The organism is Aliirhizobium sp. YIM B11859, assembly GCF_057163345.1.
The window spans coordinates 816,594-839,797 of the sequence record NZ_JBXHAY010000001.1; the positions used below are offsets into that span (position 1 = coordinate 816,594).

The 23,204-nt window shown below is 60.0% G+C and carries 22 protein-coding genes; 8 read left to right on the forward strand and 14 right to left on the reverse strand.

The features are described from left to right. Window positions 1–329: 329 nt before the first annotated feature. Together AC2GXZ_RS03795 and AC2GXZ_RS03800 are read right to left on the reverse strand one after the other, a co-directional pair. Window positions 330–689 carry a VanZ family protein gene (locus AC2GXZ_RS03795; RefSeq protein WP_483757774.1) on the reverse strand — a complete coding sequence of 120 codons (360 nt, stop codon included), beginning with the start codon at window positions 687–689 and terminating at the stop codon, window positions 330–332. Between the two features lie 105 nt (window positions 690–794). Further along, complete coding sequence (locus AC2GXZ_RS03800) at window positions 795–1,808, reverse strand: polysaccharide deacetylase family protein (RefSeq protein WP_483758259.1); 1,014 nt, start codon at window positions 1,806–1,808, stop codon at window positions 795–797. A 250-nt stretch (window positions 1,809–2,058) separates the two neighbouring features. Here AC2GXZ_RS03800 and AC2GXZ_RS03805 point away from each other — a divergent pair, with 250 nt between their 5' ends. Together AC2GXZ_RS03805 and der are read left to right on the forward strand one after the other, a co-directional pair. Then, window positions 2,059–2,745, forward strand: coding sequence for a tetratricopeptide repeat protein (locus AC2GXZ_RS03805; RefSeq protein WP_483757775.1), 687 nt, complete (start codon window positions 2,059–2,061; stop codon window positions 2,743–2,745). A gap of 40 nt (window positions 2,746–2,785) precedes the next feature. Continuing rightward, the gene (gene der, locus AC2GXZ_RS03810; protein ID WP_483757776.1) at window positions 2,786–4,210 is read left to right on the forward strand and encodes a ribosome biogenesis GTPase Der; all 1,425 of its coding nucleotides are present in this window, start codon (window positions 2,786–2,788) and stop codon (window positions 4,208–4,210) included. Between the two features lie 283 nt (window positions 4,211–4,493). Here der and AC2GXZ_RS03815 read toward each other — a convergent pair whose 3' ends face one another. Continuing rightward, window positions 4,494–4,952, reverse strand: a complete 459-nt coding sequence (locus AC2GXZ_RS03815; RefSeq protein WP_483757777.1) for a MarR family winged helix-turn-helix transcriptional regulator — start codon at window positions 4,950–4,952, stop codon at window positions 4,494–4,496. A 216-nt stretch (window positions 4,953–5,168) separates the two neighbouring features. Here AC2GXZ_RS03815 and AC2GXZ_RS03820 point away from each other — a divergent pair, with 216 nt between their 5' ends. After that, window positions 5,169–6,197: an alpha/beta hydrolase gene (locus AC2GXZ_RS03820; protein ID WP_483757778.1), complete on the forward strand. Its 1,029-nt coding sequence runs from the start codon at window positions 5,169–5,171 to the stop codon at window positions 6,195–6,197. 59 nt (window positions 6,198–6,256) lie between these two features. Here AC2GXZ_RS03820 and AC2GXZ_RS03825 read toward each other — a convergent pair whose 3' ends face one another. After that, a complete protein-coding gene (locus tag AC2GXZ_RS03825; protein ID WP_483757779.1) occupies window positions 6,257–7,312 on the reverse strand; it encodes a glycosyltransferase family 4 protein in 1,056 nt (351 codons plus the stop codon). Window positions 7,313–7,558: 246 nt separating this feature from the next. Between AC2GXZ_RS03825 and AC2GXZ_RS03830 the strand changes: the two genes are divergently transcribed. Then, window positions 7,559–8,122 carry a fused DSP-PTPase phosphatase/NAD kinase-like protein gene (locus AC2GXZ_RS03830; protein ID WP_483757780.1) on the forward strand — a complete coding sequence of 188 codons (564 nt, stop codon included), beginning with the start codon at window positions 7,559–7,561 and terminating at the stop codon, window positions 8,120–8,122. Window positions 8,123–8,156: 34 nt separating this feature from the next. On the opposite strand, the gene AC2GXZ_RS03835 is transcribed toward AC2GXZ_RS03830, so the two are convergent. Beyond that, on the reverse strand, window positions 8,157–9,071 hold the full coding sequence (locus AC2GXZ_RS03835; protein ID WP_483757781.1) for a sugar kinase: 915 nt from the start codon (window positions 9,069–9,071) through the stop codon (window positions 8,157–8,159). A 159-nt stretch (window positions 9,072–9,230) separates the two neighbouring features. Here AC2GXZ_RS03835 and bglA point away from each other — a divergent pair, with 159 nt between their 5' ends. From bglA to AC2GXZ_RS03850, 3 genes are all read left to right on the forward strand, one after another. After that, window positions 9,231–10,880, forward strand: coding sequence for a beta-galactosidase BglA (bglA, locus tag AC2GXZ_RS03840; protein ID WP_483757782.1), 1,650 nt, complete (start codon window positions 9,231–9,233; stop codon window positions 10,878–10,880). Window positions 10,881–11,047: 167 nt separating this feature from the next. Beyond that, on the forward strand, window positions 11,048–12,082 hold the full coding sequence (locus AC2GXZ_RS03845; RefSeq protein WP_483757783.1) for a hypothetical protein: 1,035 nt from the start codon (window positions 11,048–11,050) through the stop codon (window positions 12,080–12,082). Then, window positions 12,072–13,085, forward strand: a complete 1,014-nt coding sequence (locus AC2GXZ_RS03850; protein ID WP_483757784.1) for a phage tail tip lysozyme — start codon at window positions 12,072–12,074, stop codon at window positions 13,083–13,085. Before AC2GXZ_RS03845 ends, AC2GXZ_RS03850 begins: the two co-directional genes overlap by 11 nt. A gap of 78 nt (window positions 13,086–13,163) precedes the next feature. Here the strand turns inward: AC2GXZ_RS03850 and AC2GXZ_RS03855 are convergent, their stop codons facing one another. The 5 genes from AC2GXZ_RS03855 to AC2GXZ_RS03875 all read right to left on the reverse strand — a co-directional run bounded on the left by AC2GXZ_RS03855 (window position 13,164) and on the right by AC2GXZ_RS03875 (window position 17,202). Then, complete coding sequence (locus AC2GXZ_RS03855) at window positions 13,164–14,405, reverse strand: saccharopine dehydrogenase family protein (protein WP_483757785.1); 1,242 nt, start codon at window positions 14,403–14,405, stop codon at window positions 13,164–13,166. 67 nt (window positions 14,406–14,472) lie between these two features. Further along, on the reverse strand, window positions 14,473–15,570 hold the full coding sequence (locus AC2GXZ_RS03860; RefSeq protein ID WP_483757786.1) for a carboxynorspermidine decarboxylase: 1,098 nt from the start codon (window positions 15,568–15,570) through the stop codon (window positions 14,473–14,475). Between the two features lie 159 nt (window positions 15,571–15,729). Then, window positions 15,730–16,149 carry a GFA family protein gene (locus AC2GXZ_RS03865; RefSeq protein WP_483757787.1) on the reverse strand — a complete coding sequence of 140 codons (420 nt, stop codon included), beginning with the start codon at window positions 16,147–16,149 and terminating at the stop codon, window positions 15,730–15,732. Between the two features lie 78 nt (window positions 16,150–16,227). After that, a complete protein-coding gene (locus AC2GXZ_RS03870) occupies window positions 16,228–16,761 on the reverse strand; it encodes an SRPBCC family protein (RefSeq protein WP_483757788.1) in 534 nt (177 codons plus the stop codon). 21 nt (window positions 16,762–16,782) lie between these two features. Continuing rightward, on the reverse strand, window positions 16,783–17,202 hold the full coding sequence (locus AC2GXZ_RS03875) for an ArsR/SmtB family transcription factor (RefSeq protein WP_483757789.1): 420 nt from the start codon (window positions 17,200–17,202) through the stop codon (window positions 16,783–16,785). A 244-nt stretch (window positions 17,203–17,446) separates the two neighbouring features. Between AC2GXZ_RS03875 and AC2GXZ_RS03880 the strand changes: the two genes are divergently transcribed. Continuing rightward, window positions 17,447–18,289 carry an alpha/beta fold hydrolase gene (locus AC2GXZ_RS03880; RefSeq protein WP_483757790.1) on the forward strand — a complete coding sequence of 281 codons (843 nt, stop codon included), beginning with the start codon at window positions 17,447–17,449 and terminating at the stop codon, window positions 18,287–18,289. Between the two features lie 206 nt (window positions 18,290–18,495). On the opposite strand, the gene ade is transcribed toward AC2GXZ_RS03880, so the two are convergent. From ade to AC2GXZ_RS03900, 4 genes are all read right to left on the reverse strand, one after another. Further along, window positions 18,496–20,190 (reverse strand): adenine deaminase, encoded by a 1,695-nt coding sequence (ade, locus tag AC2GXZ_RS03885; protein WP_483757791.1) that lies wholly within the window; start codon window positions 20,188–20,190, stop codon window positions 18,496–18,498. A gap of 105 nt (window positions 20,191–20,295) precedes the next feature. Then, a complete protein-coding gene (locus AC2GXZ_RS03890) occupies window positions 20,296–21,411 on the reverse strand; it encodes a branched-chain amino acid ABC transporter substrate-binding protein (protein WP_483757792.1) in 1,116 nt (371 codons plus the stop codon). A gap of 552 nt (window positions 21,412–21,963) precedes the next feature. After that, window positions 21,964–22,284, reverse strand: a complete 321-nt coding sequence (locus AC2GXZ_RS03895; RefSeq protein ID WP_483757793.1) for an ArsR/SmtB family transcription factor — start codon at window positions 22,282–22,284, stop codon at window positions 21,964–21,966. 126 nt (window positions 22,285–22,410) lie between these two features. After that, entirely contained in the window at window positions 22,411–23,127 is a 717-nt protein-coding gene (locus AC2GXZ_RS03900) for a HugZ family pyridoxamine 5'-phosphate oxidase (protein ID WP_483757794.1), read from the reverse strand. Window positions 23,128–23,204: the final 77 nt, after the last annotated feature.

Consider the following 23,204-nt stretch of genomic DNA (forward strand, 5'->3'; position numbering starts at 1 on the left):
AAGGGCAGGCGGATGTAAATTGCATTGGGTGGTTCAGGTCTTGCCTGCCCCGACCACTTGGCGGCGCGTGAAGGAGGGGATGTCAAACCCTCCCGCCGCGCCGGTCGCGGCCATCATCGGAACCGGTGTTGAAACCTGTTGAGGTTGCCGGTTCCAGAACCCGGTTTCCCATCCGATGACGCGACAATCATGCGCCGACGCCAAAGGGCGGGGATGGAGGCGCATCCGGAAATCGCACAAGTCGCTGTAAAGACTGAGGTGGCTGTTGCCGGCGAAGGGTATATCTTCCCCGGGCGAGGCCTATCTCGAACTGCCGTTCAAGCCCGATTTCAGGCGGCGGCGGGGCTACGCAGGCGCGACAGGATGCGGTTGATGGTCCAGCCGGCAAGGCAGCCGACCGCGGCGCCGGCCGCTTTCACCGTCGCGTCGTCAAGATGGGCATGCCGGCTCGGAGAGAGGAATTGGAGCATTTCAATGCCGCCGGCGCCGAGGATCAGCAAAATAGCGCAGAGCACCCATTGGCGCGGATAGGCAAGCACGAACAGCAGGGCCATGACGGCAAAGGCGCCGGCCCGGTCGATATCGACGGGAGCAAAATCATGCGGCCGCAGGCCGATCGGCGAGACGGTAACGAAGATGATGGCGGCGAGGGCCAGCCAGGGCAAAATCCTGAAGAAACGGCTTGTCATGGAGTTGTCATATCGTGACGGGGAGGTGGCTGGAAGCATGATCGACAAACGGCCTTAACGGGAGCGATAAACACCGCGTGAGCGGCTCGAAATGGTTTGAGTGGTTCAGCCGGCTGATTTCTGGGCCGCGGCGCTGTCGTGGCCGGCACCATTGCCTGATATGGCACGGCGTTCGTCGAGCAGGCGGATCGCCTCGGAATAACTGACGCAGGCGACATCTGTCCGATTGCAGACGTCGGAGGCAAGGCGTTCCATCGCCCGCCAATAGGCACCGCCATTCATCTCGACGAAGTGCAGGCCGATCTGAAGCGGAATGCGGTCGCCGTTATATTGCCTGTCGAAGGCGGCCTTGAAGGCGGAATAGGCGCGTTCCTCGAATTCGCCGGAGCGGGCGGGCGTCTCGACTGCGCCGGAATGGCGGACGAACAGGTTGTAGTCCATGGCGATGATCGGTTTCTGCTGCGGGCCTTCGGGGATCAGCGGCAGGCCGAAGCGGATGAGCCCGTCCTTGCGCTCCGGCATTGCGGGCCTCTTGGTGACGAGGCTCGCGTCATAGGTGAAGCCTGCCTTCTTCTCCGCGTCGGTCATGCCGTCGCTGGTGGAGAAATAGGGTGCGCGGAAACCATGAATGCCGTTGGCGACGAAATCGCGCCATCCTTCAGGCTCCGCGTCGGCGATCCCGGTCGCCTTCCAGGCATTGGTCATGACATTGCGGAAATTGCCGAGTTCCTGGCTCCATTCGGTGGAGGACCAGTCCTTGCCATCGAAATGGCCGCAGGTGTGGCTCGATATGTCGTTGCCTTCGAGATGGGCCTGCCAGATATGGCCGAGCCTTTCCCTTGCCTCGGGGACATCCTGGGCAAAGCCGATATTCGACTGGCCTCTTTTCTTGCCCGGCCCCTGATAGCTGTTCCTGTCGGCACGGGGGATGACCAGCGTACAGGACAGGAAGAAGGTGAAATGGGCGTTGTTACGCTTTGCAAAATCGCGGCTGCGCTGCCACAATGCGTTCGACCCCGCGCCATCGAAGGAAATCATCACAAGCTGCTTCGGCCTTGTCGCGGCGTCGTCCGCAAGGGCCGATGTCGAGAGGCAAAGGGCGGCGGTGAGAGAGGCCAAAGAGGACGCAAAACGCATTACGGTTTCCTGATTCTTCACATGCGTCAGGGCTATTGGGCGCCGAATAAGGCAAAGCTTGGGACAGGTGCTGAAAAGCCGGGAAGCCGCTTTGCTGCATCTGGCGCGTAACAAGCTTGTCATGAAATCATCGGGGGGCCTTACATCCTTAGGAAAATAGGCTAGAAGGCGCTTTCCTGAGCATTGGCCGAAGATCGGCCTCGATTGGTTCCAACGGGGACCGGAGACTTCGATGGCGCATAACGACGACAGTTTTTTCCGTGAAGTGAACGAAGAGCTTCGCTCCGACCAGATGAAATATGTCTGGGCACGCTATGGCCGGATCGCAATCGGCATTGCTGCGCTCATCGTGCTCGGCACGGCCGCCTGGCGCGGTTATGAATATTGGGACAACAACAATTCATCGCAGTCCGGCGACAAGTTCATCGCGGCACTGGCGCTGGCGTCGGAAGGCAAGAACGACGAGGCGCTTTCGGCTCTCGACGCCATCGAGAAGGACGGCACCGGTTCCTATCCGGTTCTCGCCCAGCTTCGCGTCGCATCGGTGCTGCAGGCCAAGGGCGACAGTGCCGGCGCGGTTTCAGCCTATGACAAGGTCGCCAGCCAGACATCCGTGCCCGAGGCGCTTCGTGATCTCGCCAAGCTGCGAGCGGCATGGATCCTGATCGATAGCGGCACTTACGAACAGGTCGCCGCGCATGCGGAAATCCTGTCGGCACAGGGCCATGTTCTTTCCAATTCGGCACGCGAGGCGCTGGCGCTTTCTGCTTACAAGGCCGGAAACATGTCGCAGGCCAAACAATGGTTCCAGCAGATCGCCAATGACGGGCAGGCCCCGCGCAATGTCGCCAACCGTGCGCAGATCATGCTCGACAACATCACCGCATCCGGCAAGGCGCCTGATCCCGTCAAGGGATAAGGCTCGGGATCAAAGCCCTTTCGGGCTCGAGGGACACTAAATGAGCTTCACCGTCGCCATCGTCGGACGCCCGAATGTCGGCAAGTCCACGCTTTTCAACCGTCTGGTCGGAAAAAAGCTGGCGCTTGTCGACGACACGCCAGGCGTTACCCGTGACCGTCGTCCGGGTGATGCCAAGCTGGTCGACCTGCGCTTCACGATCATCGATACGGCCGGTCTCGAAGAGGCGGCCGCCGATACGCTGGAAGGCCGCATGCGCGCCCAGACAGAGGCCGCGATCGACGATGCGGATATCACGCTGTTCGTTGTCGATGCCAAGTTCGGCCTGACGCCGCTCGACAAGACATTCGGCGAGCTTTTGCGCCGCAGCGGAAAGCCGGTCGTACTGGTGGCCAACAAGTCGGAAGCCAAGGGCTCCGATGGCGGTTTCTACGACGCCTACACGCTTGGCCTGGGTGAACCGGTGCCGATTTCGGCCGAGCACGGTCAGGGCATGATCGACCTGCGCGATGCGATCGTCGAGGCGATCGGCAAGGAGCGGGCGTTTCCCGAGGGCGACGATGACGAGGCGGAGACCGATGTCGACGTCCGGGATTCGGTTCTCGGCGACGCGGCCGATGACGAGCCCGAATATGACGAGACCAAGCCGCTTCGCGTGGCGATCATCGGCCGCCCGAATGCCGGCAAGTCGACCCTGATCAATCGCTTCCTCGGCGAGGAGCGGCTTTTGACCGGACCGGAAGCCGGCATTACCCGCGACAGCATTTCCGTCGATTGGGAATGGCGTGGCCGCACGATCAAGATGTTCGACACTGCCGGCATGCGGCGCAAGGCACGCGTGCAGGAAAAGCTGGAAAAGCTATCTGTTGCAGACTCGCTGCGGTCGATCCGCTTTGCCGAGACGGTGGTCATCGTCTTCGACGCGACGATCCCGTTCGAAAAGCAGGATCTGCAGCTTGCCGATCTGGTACTGCGCGAAGGCCGCGCCGCGGTGCTTGCCTTCAACAAATGGGATCTGATCGAGGATCCCCAGACGGTTCTGGCCGAACTGCGCGAAAAGACCGAGCGGCTTCTGCCGCAGGCGCGCGGCCTGCGCGCCGTGCCGATTTCGGGGCAGACCGGATACAGTCTCGACAAGCTGATGCAGAACATCGTCGAAACCGACAAGGTGTGGAACAAGCGCATCTCGACGGCGAAGCTGAACAAGTGGCTGGAAGGCACGCAGGTTCAGCATCCGCCACCGGCGGTCTCCGGCCGTCGCTTGAAGCTCAAGTACATGACGCAGGTGAAGGCACGCCCGCCGGCCTTCATGGTGTCCTGCACCCGGCCCGATGCGCTGCCGGAAAGCTATATCCGCTATATGATCAATAGCTTGCGCAACGATTTCGATATGCCGGGCGTGCCGATCCGCATCCATTTCAAGGCGGGCGAAAACCCGTTCGAGAACCGCAAGAAGCGGCGCTGAGCCGATCCGGCAGCGGATTGCTATTTTTAGCAATCCGTGATGCATTGCAGCCATGACTTGTGTGGTTGGAGGACCTGCAAGTCATGTTCGGTGGGCCGAGCATGGCGCGCCGATTGTGGATCGGGAGGATCATCCATGATTGCAGTGGGTCTCATTGTCGCCATCTGTCTTGGCGTGGGCAGTGTTGTCTATTTTCGCCAGCGTGACGGGCGGGGCGGCTGACCGCCCTCAACCCGTTTTTCCGTTACCATATGCGTTGAAGACCGCGATGTGCCGATTGCAATCAGGCGGCGCTGGCCTTGTCGTCCAGCGCGTTTCTAAGGTCGCTGATCTCCTGGCGCAGACGTTGAACCTCGTCTGACGTGCAGCCCGTGGCCGCGACGATATTGCCGGGAATGGATTCTGCCTTGGTCTTCAATGCCCGTCCCTGGTCCGTCAGGCGGATGATGACCTGGCGCTCGTCCTTCCGGCTGCGCGCACGGCTTATATAACCTGCTGCTTCCAGTCGCTTGAGCAGCGGCGTCAGCGTGCTCGATTCGAGAAACAGTTTTTCGCCGATGCTGCCGACCGTCTGCTCGTCCGCCTCCCATAGGGTAACGAGAACAAGGAATTGCGGATAGGTGATGTCCATCTCCTCCAGCAGCGGTTTGTAGACACGGTTCATCGCGTGATTTGCCGTGTAAAGGGCAAAACAGAGGAAGGTATCGAGCTTCAGTTCGTCCTTTTTCGTCGCAGCTGTCATCACAAAACTCCCGGCATTCGCGATCTTGCCCGCATCGATATCCGCGGGCAGCCGATGTTTCACCAAACCATCGAAAATAAGTCGTGCGATAAATAATCGCTATGCGGATCTTTGCATGGCTGGCATGTCGCAAAATTAATTGTGAGCGATTATATCGTGCGCGATATTAAATGCGTGGCCAGCAAGGCCGACACAATCCGCAAAGGAGACAAGACAATGTCCAAGATCATCACCACAGTATCTGCCGCGGCCATCGCTGCCGCTTCCGCCGCCATCACGCCTGGTCTTGCCATCGCCGGCGACGTGGTGCTGGAGCCCAAGACGCAGGCTTTCATCGATTCGCTTGCCGGCTCGCCGCCGATCTATACCTTGTCGCCGACGGATGCCCGCAACGTTCTGGCCGGCGCCCAAAAGGGTGACGTCAAGAAGCTGACGGCCGTCGAGGAAGACAAGGTTCTCAATATCGGCCCGACGGGCAAGACCAGGATCCGCATCACCAAACCAGCCGGTGCCAAGGGATCTCTGCCGGTGATCATCTATGTGCATGGCGGTGGCTGGGTGCTTGGCGATGCCGATACACATGACCGCCTTGTCCGGGAAATCGCCAATGGTGCACAGGCAGCGGTCGTCTTCGTCGACTACGAACGCTCGCCGGAAGCCCGTTATCCGGTTGCCATCGAGCAGGTCTACGCGACGGCCAAATACGTGACCGAGCATCCGAAGGAATTCGGTGTCGATGCGACCCGCCTTGCCGTCGTCGGCGATAGTGTCGGCGGCAATATGGCGGCGGCCTTTACCCTGCTTGCCAAACAGCGCGGCGGCCCGCAGATCGACCAGCAGGTGTTGTTCTACCCCGTCACCGACGCCAATTTCGAAACCGGTTCCTATAACCAGTTTGCCAATGGCCCTTGGCTGACCAGGGAGGCTATGAAGTGGTTCTGGAATGCCTATCTGCCGGATGAGGAAAAGCGCCGCGAACCGACCGCTTCGCCGTTGCAGGCGTCGATCGAACAGCTGAACGGCCTGCCGCCGGCGCTGATCATCGTCGATGAAAACGATGTCTTGCGTGACGAAGGCGAAGCTTATGCCCGCAAGCTTTCCCAGGCCGGCGTGCGCGTCACCTCGTTGCGTTACAACGGCACGATTCACGATTTCGTACTGCTGAATGCCATTTCCGGGACACCGGCGGTGCGCAGCGCGATCTCGGTCGCCAATGCGACATTGCGTGATGTGCTGAAGAAGTAGGTCGCCGATCGAGATGGCGTTCAAAAAGTCCGGCGGTTTTCGCCGGGCTTTTTTGCAGTTCACTCAGCAGCAGGCAGTGCGCAGCTTGAGGGCAGGCTGCGGCTACTCTGCGCCTTGAGCACATTGCCGAGAAACTGCTTCGAGGCCGCCTCCCAGGTATAGGCTTTGGCCAGCCGGCTTGCGTCTTCACGGCGACAGCCGAGCGCCTTCAGGCAGGCAAGCTGCAGGTCCTCGTCGAGCGCGCCGGCGCCGGATCCTTCCTCGATGATATCGATCGGTCCGGTGACCGGATAGGCAGCCACCGGCACGCCGCTTGCCAGGGCCTCGAGAATGGTGTTGCCGAAAGTGTCGGTCTTCGACGGGAAAACGAAGACATCCGCCTGCGCATAGGCGCAAGCGAGATCTTCACCGGTCTTCATGCCGGTAAACAGCACGTCCGGATATCGTTTTTGAAGATCGGCGCGGGCCGGTCCATCGCCGACCACGACCTTGGAACCGGGCAGGTCTAGATCGAGAAAGGCTGGAAGGTTCTTTTCCACGGCAACGCGGCCGACGGTCATGAAGATCGGGCGTGGAAGATCGAAGGGCCGCTCTTCCATGTTCATCGGATGGAAAGCCGTCTGGTCGATGCCGCGGCTCCAGCGCAGCAGATTGCGGATGCCTATCTTCGACAGCTCGCGCTCGAGGCTGGCGGTCGCCACCATGCAGCCATTGCCGGCATTGTGAAACCAGCGGACAAAACCCTGCATCCAGCGGATCGGAACAGGAAAACGGGCCGCCACATATTCGGGGAAACGGGTGTGATAGCTGGTCGAGAACGGCATGCCGTTCTTCAGGCACCAGCGGCGGGCGATCAGGCCGAGCGGACCTTCGGTGGCGATATGCACGGCCGTTGGCATGGTCTTTTCGATTGCCGCGGCGACCTGCGCGAAGGTTGTCACCGAGAGTCTGATTTCCGGATAGGTCGGGCAGGGTATGTTGGTGAAGTCCTTGGGTGTGACCATGAACACTTCGACGCCCATGCGGGCAAGCTCGCGATTGGTGTTCTCGATCGATCGGACGACGCCGTTGACCTGCGGGTACCAGGCATCCGTGACGATGGTTATTCTGGTCATGCGACGGCCCGAGCCCCGTTGCCGATCCGTGGCCACGATCGCGAAGCGACTCGGAGCCGTGGGAACGTTTCAGCTCTCTATCGGCAAAGTTCATGACAGGAGGATGAAGCGGGTTGCCGTGCTATGGCGGAGGATCTTGCAAACCGCCGCGACGCCATGGTTCGATCACAAACGGAGACGGCCGGGCGTTGTTGCTTGCGCGGGGGAAAGACATTGCCTATCTGCTGATGAAGCCAATGTTCCCGAGTGACCGTGTTGATCCTGCGTCTCATCAAAATCACCTGCCTCAGCGCCCTGACAGCCGTCGCTGCCATCGGCCTTTATATGGGCATCAACCAGATGAGCGGCAATTTCCACGAGGTCATTGCCGGCGAGCTCTATCGGTCGGCACAGCCGGGTGACGCGGTGATCGATGACGCCGCGAAGCGTTACGGGATCAAGACGATCATCAATCTTCGCAACGAGAAACACGGTGCCTGGTATGCCGAGGAGGCCGCTTCGGCGAAGGAGAACGGCGTCACGCTGATCGACTTTCCCTTAAGTTCCTCAAAGGTCGTGCCGATCGTAGAAAGCGAAGAGCTGGCCGAGATCATGCGCAAGGCCGAAAAACCGATCCTGATCCACTGCGAACACGGCGCCAACCGCACCGGCCTTGCCTCGGCAATTTATGTCGGCGCGGTCGCCAAACGCAGCGAGCTGTTTTCCGAACTGCAGTTATCGCCCATCTACGGCCATATCCCGATCCCCGGCATCGGCCGTTATGCGATGTACAAGTCGTGGGACGAGTACGAGGAAACGATCGGGTTCTGACTGTCTCCTCGAACTCAAGGGCCTGGACGGCCACTTATTTCGGCAGCAGATCCGGGCTGATCAGGGCGCCGTGGTGGCAGATGACGGTGGAGGCGACGGCTGCGCCGTAGGCGGCGGATTCGGCCGGTGTTGCGCCCTGAACGAGGCGCGAGAGGAAACCGCCGTTGAAGCTGTCGCCGGCGCTGGTCGTGTCGATCACCTTGTTCACCTTCAAGGACGGCACATGGACCGGTGCAGACGTGCCGAAGGCGAGTGTGACGCCGGCAGGGCCATTCTTGACCACGACGTTTTCGACCCCGAGCGCCTTGTAGCGGGCAATCGTTGCCGTCTCATCCGTGTCGCCGAAGTGGGCCGCCTCGTCGTCGAAACTCGGCAGAACGAGAGAGGCTGCGCGGGCGCCATCCTCGATCGTCTTCAGCATATAGGTCCTGTTGGGCCATAGCCGCGGGCGGATGTTCTGGTCGAAAACGACCATCTTTCCCATCGCCTTGGCGCGGCGGGCTTCCGACAGCAGCGTATCGACGGCTTCCGGTGCCAGAATGCCAAGCGTGATGCCGGAGAAATACACGATATCGGCGCTTTCGATTGCGGCCCGCAGATGGTCGGCATCGTCGGCCAGCTTCTTCGCGGCGGCGGTATCGCGCCAGTAGCTGAATGTGCGTTCGCCGTCTTTCAGCGTGATCAGGTAGAGGCCGGGCGTCTTGCCGGGAATGCGGCGCACAAGGCTCGTGCCGATGCCGGCAGCATTCATCATCGCCAGCATGTCGGTCGACATCGGATCATCGCCGACGGCGGTGAAATAATCGATCGACCAGTCGGAAGGAAAACAGGCGCGGGCGTACCAGGCCGTGTTTAACGTGTCGCCGGCAAAACCCTTGCGCAGCAGGCCTTCGCCCGCCTGCGACAGTTCCACCATGCATTCGCCGATCGAAAGAAGCCTGCCCGCCAAAATTCCGTCCCTCCGGTAAAGTCCTGTCGTCGCATAAGCTTTAAGGCGGTGTCTGACAAGTCCATGAAGGGGGCTCAATACGCGTTGTCTTTTGTCGCAGGGGCTCTAGGTTGGGACCCAGACTAGTGTTGGAACATTTGCATAAAGGAGCATGATCGGATGGCGACGGAAGTGCAGAAAAAGCCAAATTCGGACTGGTGGCGCGGTGCGGTGATCTACCAGATCTATCCGCGCTCCTTCCAGGATACGACCGGCGACGGGCTGGGCGACATCAGGGGGATTACCCAGCGGCTGCCGCATGTCGCCTCGCTCGGTGTCGACGCAATCTGGCTGTCGCCCTTCTTCACCTCGCCAATGGCCGACATGGGATATGACGTCTCGGATTATTGCAATGTTGATCCGATGTTCGGCACGCTTGCCGATTTCGATGCGATGATGACGGAGGCGCATCGGCTTGGCCTGAAGGTCATCATCGACCAGGTGATCTCGCACACGTCCGACCGGCATCCGTGGTTCATCGAAAGCCGCACGAGCCGCACCAACCCCAAGGCCGACTGGTTCGTCTGGGCCGATCCCAAGCCCGATGGCACCGCACCGACCAACTGGCTGTCGATCTTCGGCGGACCGGGCTGGGAATGGGATGGGGTGCGCAAGCAATATTACATGCACAACTTCCTCATCTCGCAGCCGGATCTCAACTTCCACAATCCGGATGTGCAGGATGCGATGCTGGATACGGTGAAGTTCTGGCTGGAGCGCGGCGTCGACGGGTTCCGGCTCGATACGGTGAACTATTATTTCCACGACCGGGAGCTCAGGAACAATCCGCCGATGGTGTATGACACCGATGGCGCCGGCATGGAGACGGATACCAATCCCTATTCGATGCAGAACCATCTCTATGACAAGACGCAGCCGGAAAATATCGGTTTCCTGAAGCGGTTCCGGGCGCTGCTCGACAGTTACGACGATCGCGCTTCGGTCGGTGAAGTGGGAGATGGGCCGCGTTCGCTCAACACGCTGGCGCTTTACACGACCGGCAATGACAAGCTGCATATGTGCTACACGTTCGACCTTCTGGGGCCGGCGTTTTCAGCGGGTTATATCCGCAAGGTGATGCAGACCGTGCTCGACACGGTGGTCAACGGCTGGGTGTGCTGGGCGTTTTCAAACCATGACGTGGTGCGGCATGTCACGCGCTTCATCGAGGATCCGCTGGAGCAGGATCGCGTGGCAAAACTGTCTGCCTCGCTGATTTCGACCCTACGCGGCTCGATCTGCCTTTATCAGGGCGAAGAGCTGGGGTTGACGGAGGCGGAGCTTTCCTTCGAGGACCTGCGCGACCCCTATGGCATCCGCTTCTGGCCGGCCTTCAAGGGGCGCGACGGATGCCGCACACCGATGGTGTGGGACGCCAAGGCGCCGCATGCCGGGTTCACCGACGGCGCGACCACATGGCTGCCGGTGCCGGCCGACCATGCCAGCCGCGCCGTCGATGCACAGGAGAAACTGGCGGATTCGGTTCTTGCCCACTATCGGGCAACACTTTCGTTCCGAAAGTCGCATCCGGCGCTGATCGATGGCGACATGACCTTCATCGAGACCAATCAGGACCTGCTTGCCTTCGTGCGCGAGAAGGGCGGCGAGAAACTGCTGTTCGTCTTCAACATGACGCGGGAGCCGCAGAAATTCACCCTGCCGGCGCGGTTCGGCTCCGTCATGCCGGTGGATATGCCGGGGTTCACGTCGAGACTTCAGAACGGAGTTGCGGTTCTGGAGCCGGTCGACGTGTTTTGCGCGAGGGTGTGAGACGGTTGCCGGGCGGATATTGACGACGCGCCTGCGTCGAAGAAAAACGCCAATATAAATCGGCAGATGGAAGAGGAATTGGCGGCGCAGACCCATGCGATCGTGATTCATGTTGAGAACGTGTCGGATAGTGTTAATATTCCCCTCAAGGTTGAGGGGAATTCGCGATGCGGTTGTTTTGTATGCTTCTGGCTATGCCAGCGGTATTTCTCAGTGCGTGCGATGGTAACTACACGCTGGCCCGCCAAGGGGTGCCGGCGGACCTGAAATTAAGCGATGTAAGCCTCTCTGCCGACAAGCAGGCGAATATCGTCAGAGCGTTGCAGCGCGATTCCGGCAGCGGGGATCTCTATTCCGCGACGCTTTACGGGTTCAACTATGTCGACGATCAGTGCCGGATCTATTTCAGCGAGCTGTTTTCGGCGGAACGAAAGCTGCTGGCCGCCAAATCAGGCGTTTCGGCCGCCGGGCAGACCACCAATGCCATTCTGAGCGTTACCGGTGCAAGCCGGCTGAGCATGGCGGTGGTTGCACAGGCGTTCGGGCTGACATCGAGCCTTATCGACGTGTCCGGCAGCTCGTTCCTCTACAAGCTGCCGGCCGCTGCGACAAAGGAGTTCGTCAGCAGCCAGCAATTGGCCTATCGCGATGCGGTGAGCACGAGGAAGGCCAGGCTGAGCGAGCCGGAAGTCTATTACCATGTGCAACGTTATCTCGACCTATGTCTGCCAGCGACGATCGAAGGGCGGATCACGAAATATCTCGGCACGGCGATGGCGGTTCCGGAAGCGCCGAGAGGTTCAAGTTCCGGCGCATTCGACATCTCGATCAAGAGTGTACAGCCAACTACGTCACGCGTGCAGATAATCACCGAGGCGACAAGGCCGATCGCGCCGATAAAGCCGTCTTCTCCAGATGCGAAAAACGCGGTTACGGCTGCCGAGAAGCGGCTGTCGGCAGGTGATTTGCGAGATATCCAGAAAGCGCTGTGTGTGGCGGCTGACGGCGACTGGGGCATGGCGGGGTCGAATACCCGCACAAGGATCCGCCAGTATCTGGAGAAAAACGACCCGGATTCCGTCGACAGAACCAATCCCGAACATATCAACGACCGTGGTTCATCCACGCTGCGTGACCTCGTCGACGACAAGGGCAGGAAATGTGGTGAGCCGATAGGGCCGGGGGCAGGCAATGGCAATTGAGAGAGAAAGCTTCTGCAAGGAATGTGTTTTCCAAGGCCTGACCTTCGGTATCAGTCCGCATTACATCGCGGCGATCGCCGAGCTTCGCAGCGGCATTTCTGATGGCCCGGTTCCGGCAGGTCAGGGGCCGTTCGGGCTGAATGCCGCCGAATGGACTGCCAACCGAAATGGCGGCGATTTCGACTTCGGTTTTACGGAGGGTGACATATCGAAGTGGCGCCGGCAGACGCAGGTGTTCACCTATATGGTTCTCAAGGCGCAAGCCGAAGCCGCGGAACAATTCGGGCATCCGACGAATGCTCTGGAACTCTACCTTACCCAGCTTGTCACGGCCAAGGTGGCCGTGGCGATGCTGCAGGGCGCGGATGCGCCAGTAAACCAGTTCCTGTCTGCAGAAGACCTGCACTCGTCACAGCAACGGTTTCCCGGTGTGGTCGCCGGCAGCTGTTCGCAGATGGTCGCGGCTCTGACGGCATCGCTCAACACTGCTCTTGCGACAGTTGCGCCCCTTGTGCAGCAGGCGGCATTCACCCGGGGAGCGAACCTTGGCAATTTTCCGGGGGAGGATTTCGATCAGAAGGCGCCCAAGATCATGCGGCAGCTGATGTCCGATTTTTCTCTGACCAAGGTGCAGGCGGCCGGTATCATGGGAAATCTCGGGCATGAATCTGGCGGGTTGAGGATCATGCAGGAGGTCAATCCGGTCGGTAGCGGTCTTGGCGGATACGGATGGGCGCAGTGGACGGGCAGCCGGCGCACGGATTTTCAGAACTGGTGCAAGGCAAACGGCGTGACGATGGATTCCGACGAGGGCAATTACGGTTTCCTCTGCCATGAACTGAATGGCAGCGAGAAAAGGACCATTCCCGCGCTGAAGAATACCGCCACGCTGACGGTTGCCACCGAAGTTTTTTGCCAGGTCTTCGAAAGACCTGGGATCATCCACCTTTCCAGCAGGGTCAAATGGGCGAACCGGGCATTGACCTTGTTCGACGCCGCCTGACGAATATTGCAGGACACAAAGAAAAGGCCCACGAACAATCGTGGGCCTTTGGTGTTTTCAGGCGCTGCGCGCCATGTCTCAGTCGAAATGCAGCTCGCGTTCGCCGCTTTCGTCGCGGATGCAGGTCTGCAGGCCGATCTTGTTGAGGATGTTCAGGAACGGGCGCGGGGCCAGTTCTTCGACATTGGCCATCTTCTTGACATCCCATTCGCCGGTTGCCACCAGCATGGCGGCGGCGACCGGCGGAACGCCTGCCGTGTAGGAAATGCCCTGACTGCCCACTTCGTTATAGGCTTCCTTGTGGTCGGCGACATTGTAGATGAACACCGTGCGTTCCTTGCCGTCCTTCACACCCTTGACGAAGTCGCCGATGCAGGTCTTGCCTTCGTATTCCGGCGCCAGCGACGACGGGTCGGGCAGGCAGGCCTTGACGACCTTGAGCGGCACGACTTCGGAGCCGTCAGCCAGTTTTACGGGCTGTTCGGACAGGAGGCCGATCGACTTCAGGACGGTGAAGACGTTGATGTAGTGATCGCCGAAACCCATCCAGAAGCGCACGTCGGCGCCGTCCATGTTCTTGGCCAGCGAATGGACTTCGTCATGGCCGCAGAGATAGGCGCGGCGGGTGCCGACGACCGGCAGGTCGTAGTCCTTGCCGATTTCGAACATCTTGTTGACGTTCCATTCGCCGCCCTGCCACGAATACACGACGCCGGTGAATTCGCGGAAATTGATTTCCGGGTCGAAATTGGTGGCGAAATATTTGCCGTGGCTGCCGGCATTGATGTCGACGATATCGACGTCAGTGACGGTGTCGAGGTACTCGTCCTTGGCCAGACGCGCATAGGCGTTGACGACGCCCGGATCGAAGCCGGCGCCGAGGATGGCGGTGATGCCCTTTTCCTCGCACTCAGCGGCGCGCTTCCATTCGTAGTTGCCGTACCATGGCGGGGTTTCGCAGATCTTGTTCGGCTCTTCGTGGATGGCGGTGTCGATGTAAGCGACGCCGGTATCCATGCAGGCGCGCAGCACCGACATGTTCAAAAAGGCGGTGCCGACATTGATGACGATCTGGCAACCGGTCTTTTCGATGAGCGCCTTTGTGGCTTCGATGTCCAGCGCGTCGAGCGCGTGGGCTTCGAGCACGCCTTGGCTCTTCATCGCCTTCTTCTCGTGGACCGAGGCGATGATGGCGTCGCATTTCGCCTTGGTGCGCGAGGCGATATGGATATCGCCGAGCACGTCGTTGTTCTGCGCACATTTGTGGGCAACAACCTGAGCGACGCCGCCGGCGCCGATGATGAGCACGTTCTTCTTCATATTGGGGACCACTCCTTGCGTCCAATCGTCAGACGAGTCTTGCCTGAGGGCCGTCCGGCCCTGGGTGTCAGGAAAGGCTCTGTTCGTAGTCCGTGTAGTCAAACTCACGGACCGTCCTGAGGCTGCCATCCAGTTCCCGGATGGCGATTGCCGGCATTTTCACGCCGTTAAACCAGTTCTTCTTGACCATCGTGTAACCGGCGGCATCCTGGAACGAGATGCGGTCGCCGATCTTTACTTCCTCGGGAAAGTCGAATTCCCCGAAAATATCTCCGGCAAGGCATGACTTGCCGCAGACCATCGCACGATGGGGTCCCTGGTTGGGATGAACCTTGGCATTCTCACGATAGATCAGGAGATCCAGCATGTGCGCTTCGATGGAACTATCCACCACGACAAGGTTCTTGCCGTTGTAAAGTGTGTCGAGGACGGTGGTTTCCAGCGTCGTCGAGCGGGTGATCGAGGCTTCACCCGGTTCCAGATAGACCTGGACACCGTATTCGCCGGAAAAACGCTTGAGGCGCTCGGCAAACCGGTCGACCGGGTAATCGTCACCGGTGAAATGGATGCCGCCGCCGAGCGAGACCCATTCGGCCTTTTTCAGCAGCGGCGCGAATTTTTCCTCGATATCGCCGAGCATGCGATCGAACAGGGCGAAATCCTTGTTCTCGCAGTTGTTGTGGATCATGAAGCCGCTGATCATCTCCATGACCGGTTCGACCTGTTTCAGATCCCATTCGCCCAGCCGCGAGAAGGGGCGGGCGGGGTCTGCGAGATCGAAGCTCGACGAGGAGACGCCTGGGTTGAGGCGCAGGCCACGGGTGATGCCGGAGGACTGGCCCTCGAAGCGCTGCAGCTGGCCGATCGAGTTGAAGATGATCTTGTCAGCGTGGCTGACGACCTCGTCGATCTCGTAATCGGCATAGGCGACGGAATAGGCGTGGGTTTCCTTGCCGAAACGCTCATGGCCGAGGCGGACTTCATTCAGCGACGACGAGGTGGTGCCGTCCATATAGTCGCGCATGAAATCGAAAACCGACCAGGTGGCGAAACATTTCAGCGCCAGCAGAGCCTTGGCGCCCGACTTCTCACGCACGGTCGCGATCTTCTCCATGTTCTGGAGCAGTTTCGACTTGTCGATGAGATAGTAGGGGGTCTGCAGCATTTCGTCCGGCCGGCCTTCTTACGATTGTTCTAAAACTCGTGGGGGCCTATTGCCTGACGCAGATGACATCTTCAAGACCTGACAACAAGAATGTCCAAAGAACCGGTTAATTGGTCGCTCTTTGGACAGTCCCGCAAGGCCGATGCCGGATGACGTGTATCAGCCGGCCGGCGGCATCTTCGCGAATGCCGTCAGGGCCGGGTCGAGACGATCCCAAGGCTGGGCGCCATCGGTCCAGGTGGCCATCTGCGGACGGTAACGTTCCGGTTCGTCGAGGCTTGCCGCGCGGATGATGAAATAGTCGGGCATGTCGGGAAAGGTCATGTAGACCGGTGCGCCGCAGGTGGGGCAGAAGGCGCGCTTTTTCAATCCGCCACCGTCACCGGTCGCGTGCCAGTAACTCGGCTGGCCTTCCAGCTCGACATTCGCGCCGATGAAAAGCAGATTTGAGGTATGGCCCGTGCCAGTTTCACGCTGGCACTGCCGGCACTGACAATCGATCATCGCGGCCGGTTCGCCCTGCGCCCGATATCGGATGGCACCGCAGGCGCAGCCGCCAAGAAAAGGTCTGCTCGTCATGTCGTCTCCATGGGTAAAGCGGGTGGATCGCGATCAGGGAGGGAGCCTCCACGCTGCGTAAGGTGGAGGCTCGGGGTTTCATTCGGGGATAAGCCTTTCGTATTCCTGCCTCAGCCGCAACCAGCCCTGCCAGAAGGGTTCTGGCGTCTTGTCGGCAGCCTTTGCGGCGAGAATATCAAGGTGCATGTGCCAGCCGGCGCCGACCATGGTCATGTTTTTGCGATCGGAGATGCGTTTGTGGACAAGCGTCAGGAGGACATCCGTACCGATTGTCTTCAGTTCGATCGAGACTTCGCCACGCGGTGGCCAGGTGAAGGCGAGATGATGCGGTGCTTCGAAGACGACGATCTCGCTTGTCATCCGCTGCTCCTCGGGAAAACCCTCGGGACGAGTTTCGGCTGCGTCCGTCAGTTCGTCGTTGCGCCAGACGAGTTCGAATGGCGCTCCGGACTGTGATGGCATGATGCCGGAGGCAAGCCATTGGCGACGCAGGTCGCTATCGGTCAGGTAATCCCAGATCCGTTCGATCGGGCCGGGCAGCTTTCGCTTTATGGTGAGCTCGGACGGGGCGGTTACCGAACCGTATTTGTCCAACAGGTTCATGCTGTTCATCGGTCTTCTCCCAGTTTTGATTCAAGTGTCAGTTCCAGGTTTCGATGTGGTCGTCGGGGCAGGTTTACCCAAAGGATCAACGGAGCTCTGCTCCCCCGCCGCGGCTATGCGCGCATCGTCCTGCCTGAGCAGGTGTTCGAGCGCATCGAGGCTTCCGGTCCAGAACCGTTCATAGAAGGACAGCCATTGATGCGCGGTGGCGAGCGGGCCGGGATCAAGCCGGCATAGATGGGTGCGTCCATGGATCTCCCGGCGCACGAGGCCGGCGCCCTCCAGAACCTTGATGTGTTTGGACGCGGCGGCGAGCGACATGGTGTGTGGTTCGGCCAGCTGGCCAACGGTGCGCTGGCCAGCCGTGAGATCCTGCAGCATCCGGCGGCGGGTTGCGTCGCTGAGCGCATGGAAGAGAGTGTCGATATGATGTGCGGGTAATTCAACCATGTGGTTGAATATGCGCTTGCTGCGTTTTATTGTCAACCGAATGGTTGAGTATCCGCTGAATCCGGGAGCGCTCCCGCTGTTCGGTTAGACGCGGGTGGCATCTCATCATCTTTCAGCCTTTCGGCCCAATTTCCAAAGCCGATAACTCGTCATATCGTGGCGTTGCGCCGCACGGCTCCAGAGAGCCCGGCTGATACCCCGCATAGCTCGCACGCATTTTGCCAGATCAACTTGAGGGAAAATCATGAGCAGCAGTTTCATCACCACCAAGGACGGCACGCAGATCTTCTACAAGGACTGGGGATCAAAGGATGCCCAGCCGATCGTCTTCCATCATGGCTGGCCGCTTTCGGCTGACGACTGGGATGCGCAGATGCTGTTCTTCCTGGCCGAAGGGTTCCGTGTGATCGCCCATGACCGGCGTGGACATGGGCGCTCCAGCCAGACCGATATCGGCAATGAGATGGATACCTATGCCGCGGACATGGCGGAGCTTGCCGGGCATCTCGACCTAAAAAACGCGATCCATGTCGGCCATTCCACCGGGGGCGGGGAGGTGACGCGTTATGTCGCCAAATTTGGCCAGCCGCAGGGGCGGGTCGCCAAGGCGGTGCTGATCGGGGCCGTGCCGCCGATCATGGTCAAAAGCGAGACAAATCCCGGCGGTTTGCCGCTCGAAGTGTTCGACGGGTTTCGCAAGGCGCAGGCGGCCAACCGGGCGCAGTTCTTCCTCGATATCCCGACGGGGCCGTTCTATGGTTACAACCGGCCGGGCGCCGAAGTCTCCGAAGGGGTGATCCGCAACTGGTGGCGGCAGGGAATGATGGGCGGCACCAAGGCCCATTACGATTGCATCAAGGCGTTTTCCGAAACGGACTTTACCGAGGACCTGAAGGTGATCGACGTGCCGGTGCTGGTGATGCACGGGACGGACGACCAGATTGTGCCGTTTGCCGATTCCGCGCCGCTGTCCTCGAAGCTTCTGAAGAATGGCGTGCTGAAGGTCTATGACGGGCTGCCGCATGGCATGGCGACGACGCATGCGGATATCATCAACGCCGATCTGCTGGCGTTTTTCAGGGGGTGACGCTGCCTTGGAGGTAGAGCTGCCCCTCACCCAGAGAGCAACACGTTGCTCTCCACCTCTCCCCGTAAACGGGGAGAGGGGACGTGGCCCGCGCATCGCGGAGGGGGGGCGGAGAGGGTGCGGCATACCGCCTTCGCCCCGTTTACGGGGAGAAGGTGCCGGCAGGCGGATGAGGGGCATTGCGCAGAGCTTGGCTGTCATTCACCTCAGATCAGTTGGAACCGATCCACATCGACCATGCCCATATCCGAAATTTTCAGATGCGGGATCACCGGCAGAGGTAGGAATGCCACCTGGAGGAACGGTTCTTCGAGCGTCGTTCCAAGGGCATAGGCGTGTTTTCTCAGGTCGTGCAGCGTGTCACGGACCCATTCGTAAGGCTCAAGGCTCATCAGGCCGGCGATGGGAAGTGCGATCTCGCCGGTGACCTTGCCATCTTCCACCACGACGAACCCGCCCTTGATCTCGCCCAGCCGATTGGCGGCGAGTGCCATGTCATCCTCACTGACGCCGACGACGCAGATGTTGTGGCTGTCATGGCCGACGGTCGAGGCGATGGCGCCCTTTTTCAGCCCGAACCCCTGGACGAAACCATTGGCGTGGTTGCCGTTCTTGCCGTGGCGCTCGATGACCGCGACCTTGATGATGTCGCGGGCAAGGTCGACACCGGCCTGGTTGCCGGCGGCAGGCAGGCGATAGCGCCGGTGTTCGGTGATGATCTTTCCGGGGATAACGCCGATGACCGGGGTTTCTGCTTCGGAATACGGCACGCCGAAATGCATGGCCTGGACGGGCCTTGCCTTGACGCTGTCGAGGCCGACCGGGGCGACGGGTTTGCGAGTGGCGAAAAGTTCGTCGGTCACGTGTCGGCCGGCGGAAAAGACCATGTCGGCCCGGCAGTTTTCCAGTGAGTCGATAACGACGAGATCGGCGCGCCAGCCGGGGGCGACCAGACCGCGGTCGCGCAGGCCAAACGCCTTGGCCGCCGAGATCGAGGCGGCGCGATAGATGGCGAGCGGTTCGACACCTGCCTTGATCGCGGTGCGGATCATGTAATCGAGATGGCCCTGTTCGGCGATATCAAGCGGATTGCGGTCGTCGGTGCAAAGCGCCAGATAGGGCGACAGGCGCTCGGTGATGATCGGCATCAGGGCAGCCAGGTCCTTGGAAACGGAACCTTCACGCACGAGGATGTGCATGCCCTTGCGGATCTTTTCCAGCGCTTCTTCCGCCGTTGTGCTTTCGTGTTCGGTACGGATGCCGGCGGACAGGTAACCATTGAGATCATTGCCGCGCAGCAAAGGCGCATGGCCGTCTATGTGGTCGCCATAAAAGGCGTCGAGTTTGGCGAGGCAGACCGGGTCCTTGTAGATGACGCCGGGAAAATTCATGAACTCGGCAAGACCGATGACCTGCGGATGATCGCGGAAGGGCAGGAGCTTCTCGATCGGCAGGTCGGCGCCGGCGGTTTCCAGATGGGTGGCGGGCACGCAGGAGGACAACTGGACGCGGATGTCCATGATCGTCTGTTCGGCACTGTCGAGGAAATAGCGGATGCCATCCTCGCCGATGACATTGGCGATCTCGTGTGGATCGCAGATGACGGTGGTGACGCCATAAGGTAGGACACAACGGTCGAATTCATGCGGCGTGACGAGCGAGCTTTCGATATGCAGATGGGTGTCGATGAAGCCTGGGACGACGATCCTGCCGGTAATGTCGATCTCCGTCTTGCCGGCATATTCGCCGCAGGTTCCGACGATGCGGTCGCCGCAGATGGCGATGTCTGAGTTGACCAATTCGCCGGTGACGAGATCGAAGAATTTCCCACCCTTCAACACGATATCGGCGGGCTCCCGGCCGGTGCCCTGGTCGATCAGGCGTTCAAGTCTTTGCGTCATGGTCACTCTCTGCATTGTCACGATTCCGAACCTTATAGCGCATTCGTGCCACCAAACGAAAACGGGCGCCGAAGAGCGCCCGTTCCGCGTTGATGTTAAGCCGGATTATTCGGCGGAGACGGTCTTGCCGCCTTCCCACTTGTAGACGGAGAAGCTCTGCGAGGTGAGGTCGCCGGTTTCGCCATAGGTGACTTCGCCGATGGCGGTCTTGATCGGGGCGCCGTCCTTCAAGGCGGCGGCCACGGCTTCCGCGTCATCGGTGCTGCCGGCCTTGGTGATGCCGGCGGCGATGACTTCGACAGCGGCATAGGTGTTCAGCGTGAAGGCTTCGGCCGGAATGCTCCTGGCGATCAGCGCGTCTGCTGCAGCCTTGCTGTCTGCATTCTTCAGCGCATCGGCAGCGTTGGTGTAGATCGTTCCATTGGCGGCGTCGCCGCCGGTGGCGATGAACTCGCTGTTCGACAGGCCGTCGCCGGCGATCAGCTGCACGGTCATGCCGGCATCCTTCATCTGGCGAACCAAAAGGCCGGCTTCCGGATGATAGCCGCCGAAATAGAGGACTTCGACACCTACGGACTTCATGCGGGTGACGAGCGCGCTGAAGTCCTTGTCGCCGGCGGTCAGCGCGTCATTGAAGACTTCCTGGACGCCTGCGGCATTCAGCGACGCCTTGAAGGCATCTGCGAGCCCCTTGCCGTACTGGGCCTTGTCGTTGAGGATGGCGATCTTCTTGTCCTTGAACTTTTCGAGGACAAATTTGGCGGCGACTTCGGCCTGCTGGTCGTCACGGCCGCAGGTGCGGAACACGGTGGACAGGCCGCGCGTGGTCAGTTCCGGTGACGTGGCGGTCGGGGTGACCATCAGTGCGCCGTTTTCGGCAAACACGATGGAGGCCGGAACCGAAACGCCGGAGGTGACCGGACCGACGACAAAACGGATATCGTCCGCGATCAACTGGTTGGCGGCAGAGACGCCCTGCTTCGGATCACCCGCATCGTCGGCAATCTTGAGCACGAGTTTTTCGCCGTTGACACCGCCCTTCTTGTTGATTTCCTCGACGGCGGTTTCGGCGCCGTTCTTGATCTGGGCGCCGATTGCGGCAACCGGGCCGGTCAGCGGCGCCATCAGGCCGATGGTGATGTCGGCGTGCGCAACAGTTGCGACGAGTGGCGCAAATGCCAGCGTGGCGGCAAGCGTTGCCGTGATTGTCTTCAATGTCATGTCCGTCTCCTTGGGGAATCCGTATAGTTCTGAAAGCGGGCCTCCCAGCCCGCACTTGGCGCATTTCCGCTCTTCTGCGAAACTGCTTTCTCTTTTTGTTTCTGCGCAGTTCCGGACGCAAAACCGCTACGCACTTTTGCTGGAACTGCTCTAAACGCCGGCCGCCTGTCCATGCGCCGACCGGCGGCCGCAGCATGGGGGCAGCAAAACGTCCAGTCCGCCCCGGTCATGTTTGAGCCTTGAGGCGGACGGCAATTTTTGTAGAAATGTTGAGGGTGTCGCGCAAGAACAGAACCGATGTCTGCGACATTTCTGTTGTTAAATTGCAGCGAGGGGCTGGCGAAGCAGGTGCGATACGCCGAAGTTCAGTATCGAGCCGATTACGATAAGGTTCGTGCCGGAGGCCGATCTGAACGCCGATCCGCAACCTGGCTGCAAAAAGAGCCCGCAGAACCGCTGTTCGCGTCAATATCGGCGAACATTTTGGCGCGCGCGAAGCGCAAGAAAAAGAGCCCGAGTGTTGCCCGGGCTTCTTTTAGACCGATCTAACGATCAGGCGGCGGCAGACGTCTTCCGCTCGGCGCTGACATAGATATCCTCAAGGCTGCTGAGGATTTTCAGGACCGATTCAGACGAGCTCGAGTAATAGATCGTCTGTGCATCGCGTCTGGTCTTCACGAGCTTTTGCGCGCGAAGCTTGGAAAGATGCTGAGACAGGGCTGACTGGCTAAGGCCAACGCGCGTCGCGAGTGCTCCCACAGCGACTTCGCCCTTTACCAGGCAGCAGAGTATCATCAGCCGCTTGGGATTGGCCATTGCCGACAACAGCCCCGCCGCTGCAGTCGAATGTTCAGAAAGTGTTACCTTGTCCATCAGTTCTCTTCACTCCGTCTCCAAAGTGGCCACACATTTACCGGATATTCTTTTCCGGTAATGTTAGGCGTCACAGGCAGAATTTGTATATCCCCTAAATTTCGGGTAGTTCCCAGGCATTTTAGTTTATTTGCAGATATAATGTATTACGTCTTCCGGCAAGTCCATTAGATGATCAAACTCGTGCCGGACGAGCAGGTCACCGGAAACCAGATCGATCCCCGCCGGGTCGATCAGTCCAAAACGCCATTTCTTGTCACCGAGCCCCAGTCGACCGGCAAAAGCCTCGGCTTCCACTGTCTTGGCGATCAGTTCCTGCAGCAGCTCGCCCCAGGATGATTCGTCCTCGGTAAGCGGAAAAATCAGGTCTCCGGCGGAGAGCGCATAGGCGCGGCCGAAACCACCATTCAGAGATGCCTGGACGGGAGTGAGCCGGAAAAACCTGAAGTCTGGAAAATCGACGTAAAGCTGCGCCTTCGCATGCCGTCTCAGGAAGCGCGTGCGGATCCTGTCATGGACAGCGGTGCCGCGATCGACGGCCTCTGCCTGGCAGAACAGGGTGATGCGCGGATGCGCCAGCGGATCGCCCTTGCCGGGCTCTCCGGCAAGCAGGGAACAACGGGCGTCGGATGTCAGCCCCCTTGTGTGGCCAGCCAGAGCCGAAACCAGCACAACAGGCACGCCGTCCAGATCGATAGCGGTTAACGCACGGCTGACGGATGGGTAGCCGGTCGAGGGATCGAGGACCCCGAGCGACATGTAGCGCGCACCACGGACGAGCGAGCGAGCAAGCTCGCGAGCCTCGTCATCGGTGGGGCGCAATAGCTGGGCCTGTTCGGCCATCCGTCACTCGCTGGTTGAAATCTGAATTTGCTTTATTTTTATATCATTTAATTCCGCAGTGCAAAAGATACCTTGCC

Coding starts and splice junctions, on each gene's coding strand:
- der (WP_483757776.1), top strand. CDS start 2,786: ATGAGCTTCACCGTCGCCATCGTCGGACGCCCGAATGTCGGCAAGTCC.
- AC2GXZ_RS03850 (WP_483757784.1), top strand. CDS start 12,072: ATGGCAATTGAGAGAGAAAGCTTCTGCAAGGAATGTGTTTTCCAAGGC.
- ade (WP_483757791.1), bottom strand. CDS start 20,190: ATGACGCAAAGACTTGAACGCCTGATCGACCAGGGCACCGGCCGGGAG.
- AC2GXZ_RS03900 (WP_483757794.1), bottom strand. CDS start 23,127: ATGGCCGAACAGGCCCAGCTATTGCGCCCCACCGATGACGAGGCTCGC.
- AC2GXZ_RS03875 (WP_483757789.1), bottom strand. CDS start 17,202: ATGGTTGAATTACCCGCACATCATATCGACACTCTCTTCCATGCGCTC.
- AC2GXZ_RS03890 (WP_483757792.1), bottom strand. CDS start 21,411: ATGACATTGAAGACAATCACGGCAACGCTTGCCGCCACGCTGGCATTT.
- AC2GXZ_RS03815 (WP_483757777.1), bottom strand. CDS start 4,952: ATGACAGCTGCGACGAAAAAGGACGAACTGAAGCTCGATACCTTCCTC.
- AC2GXZ_RS03805 (WP_483757775.1), top strand. CDS start 2,059: ATGGCGCATAACGACGACAGTTTTTTCCGTGAAGTGAACGAAGAGCTT.
- AC2GXZ_RS03855 (WP_483757785.1), bottom strand. CDS start 14,405: ATGAAGAAGAACGTGCTCATCATCGGCGCCGGCGGCGTCGCTCAGGTT.
- AC2GXZ_RS03825 (WP_483757779.1), bottom strand. CDS start 7,312: ATGACCAGAATAACCATCGTCACGGATGCCTGGTACCCGCAGGTCAAC.
- AC2GXZ_RS03895 (WP_483757793.1), bottom strand. CDS start 22,284: ATGGACAAGGTAACACTTTCTGAACATTCGACTGCAGCGGCGGGGCTG.
- AC2GXZ_RS03880 (WP_483757790.1), top strand. CDS start 17,447: ATGAGCAGCAGTTTCATCACCACCAAGGACGGCACGCAGATCTTCTAC.
- AC2GXZ_RS03845 (WP_483757783.1), top strand. CDS start 11,048: ATGCGGTTGTTTTGTATGCTTCTGGCTATGCCAGCGGTATTTCTCAGT.
- AC2GXZ_RS03795 (WP_483757774.1), bottom strand. CDS start 689: ATGACAAGCCGTTTCTTCAGGATTTTGCCCTGGCTGGCCCTCGCCGCC.
- AC2GXZ_RS03860 (WP_483757786.1), bottom strand. CDS start 15,570: ATGCTGCAGACCCCCTACTATCTCATCGACAAGTCGAAACTGCTCCAG.
- AC2GXZ_RS03865 (WP_483757787.1), bottom strand. CDS start 16,149: ATGACGAGCAGACCTTTTCTTGGCGGCTGCGCCTGCGGTGCCATCCGA.
- bglA (WP_483757782.1), top strand. CDS start 9,231: ATGGCGACGGAAGTGCAGAAAAAGCCAAATTCGGACTGGTGGCGCGGT.
- AC2GXZ_RS03820 (WP_483757778.1), top strand. CDS start 5,169: ATGTCCAAGATCATCACCACAGTATCTGCCGCGGCCATCGCTGCCGCT.
- AC2GXZ_RS03870 (WP_483757788.1), bottom strand. CDS start 16,761: ATGAACAGCATGAACCTGTTGGACAAATACGGTTCGGTAACCGCCCCG.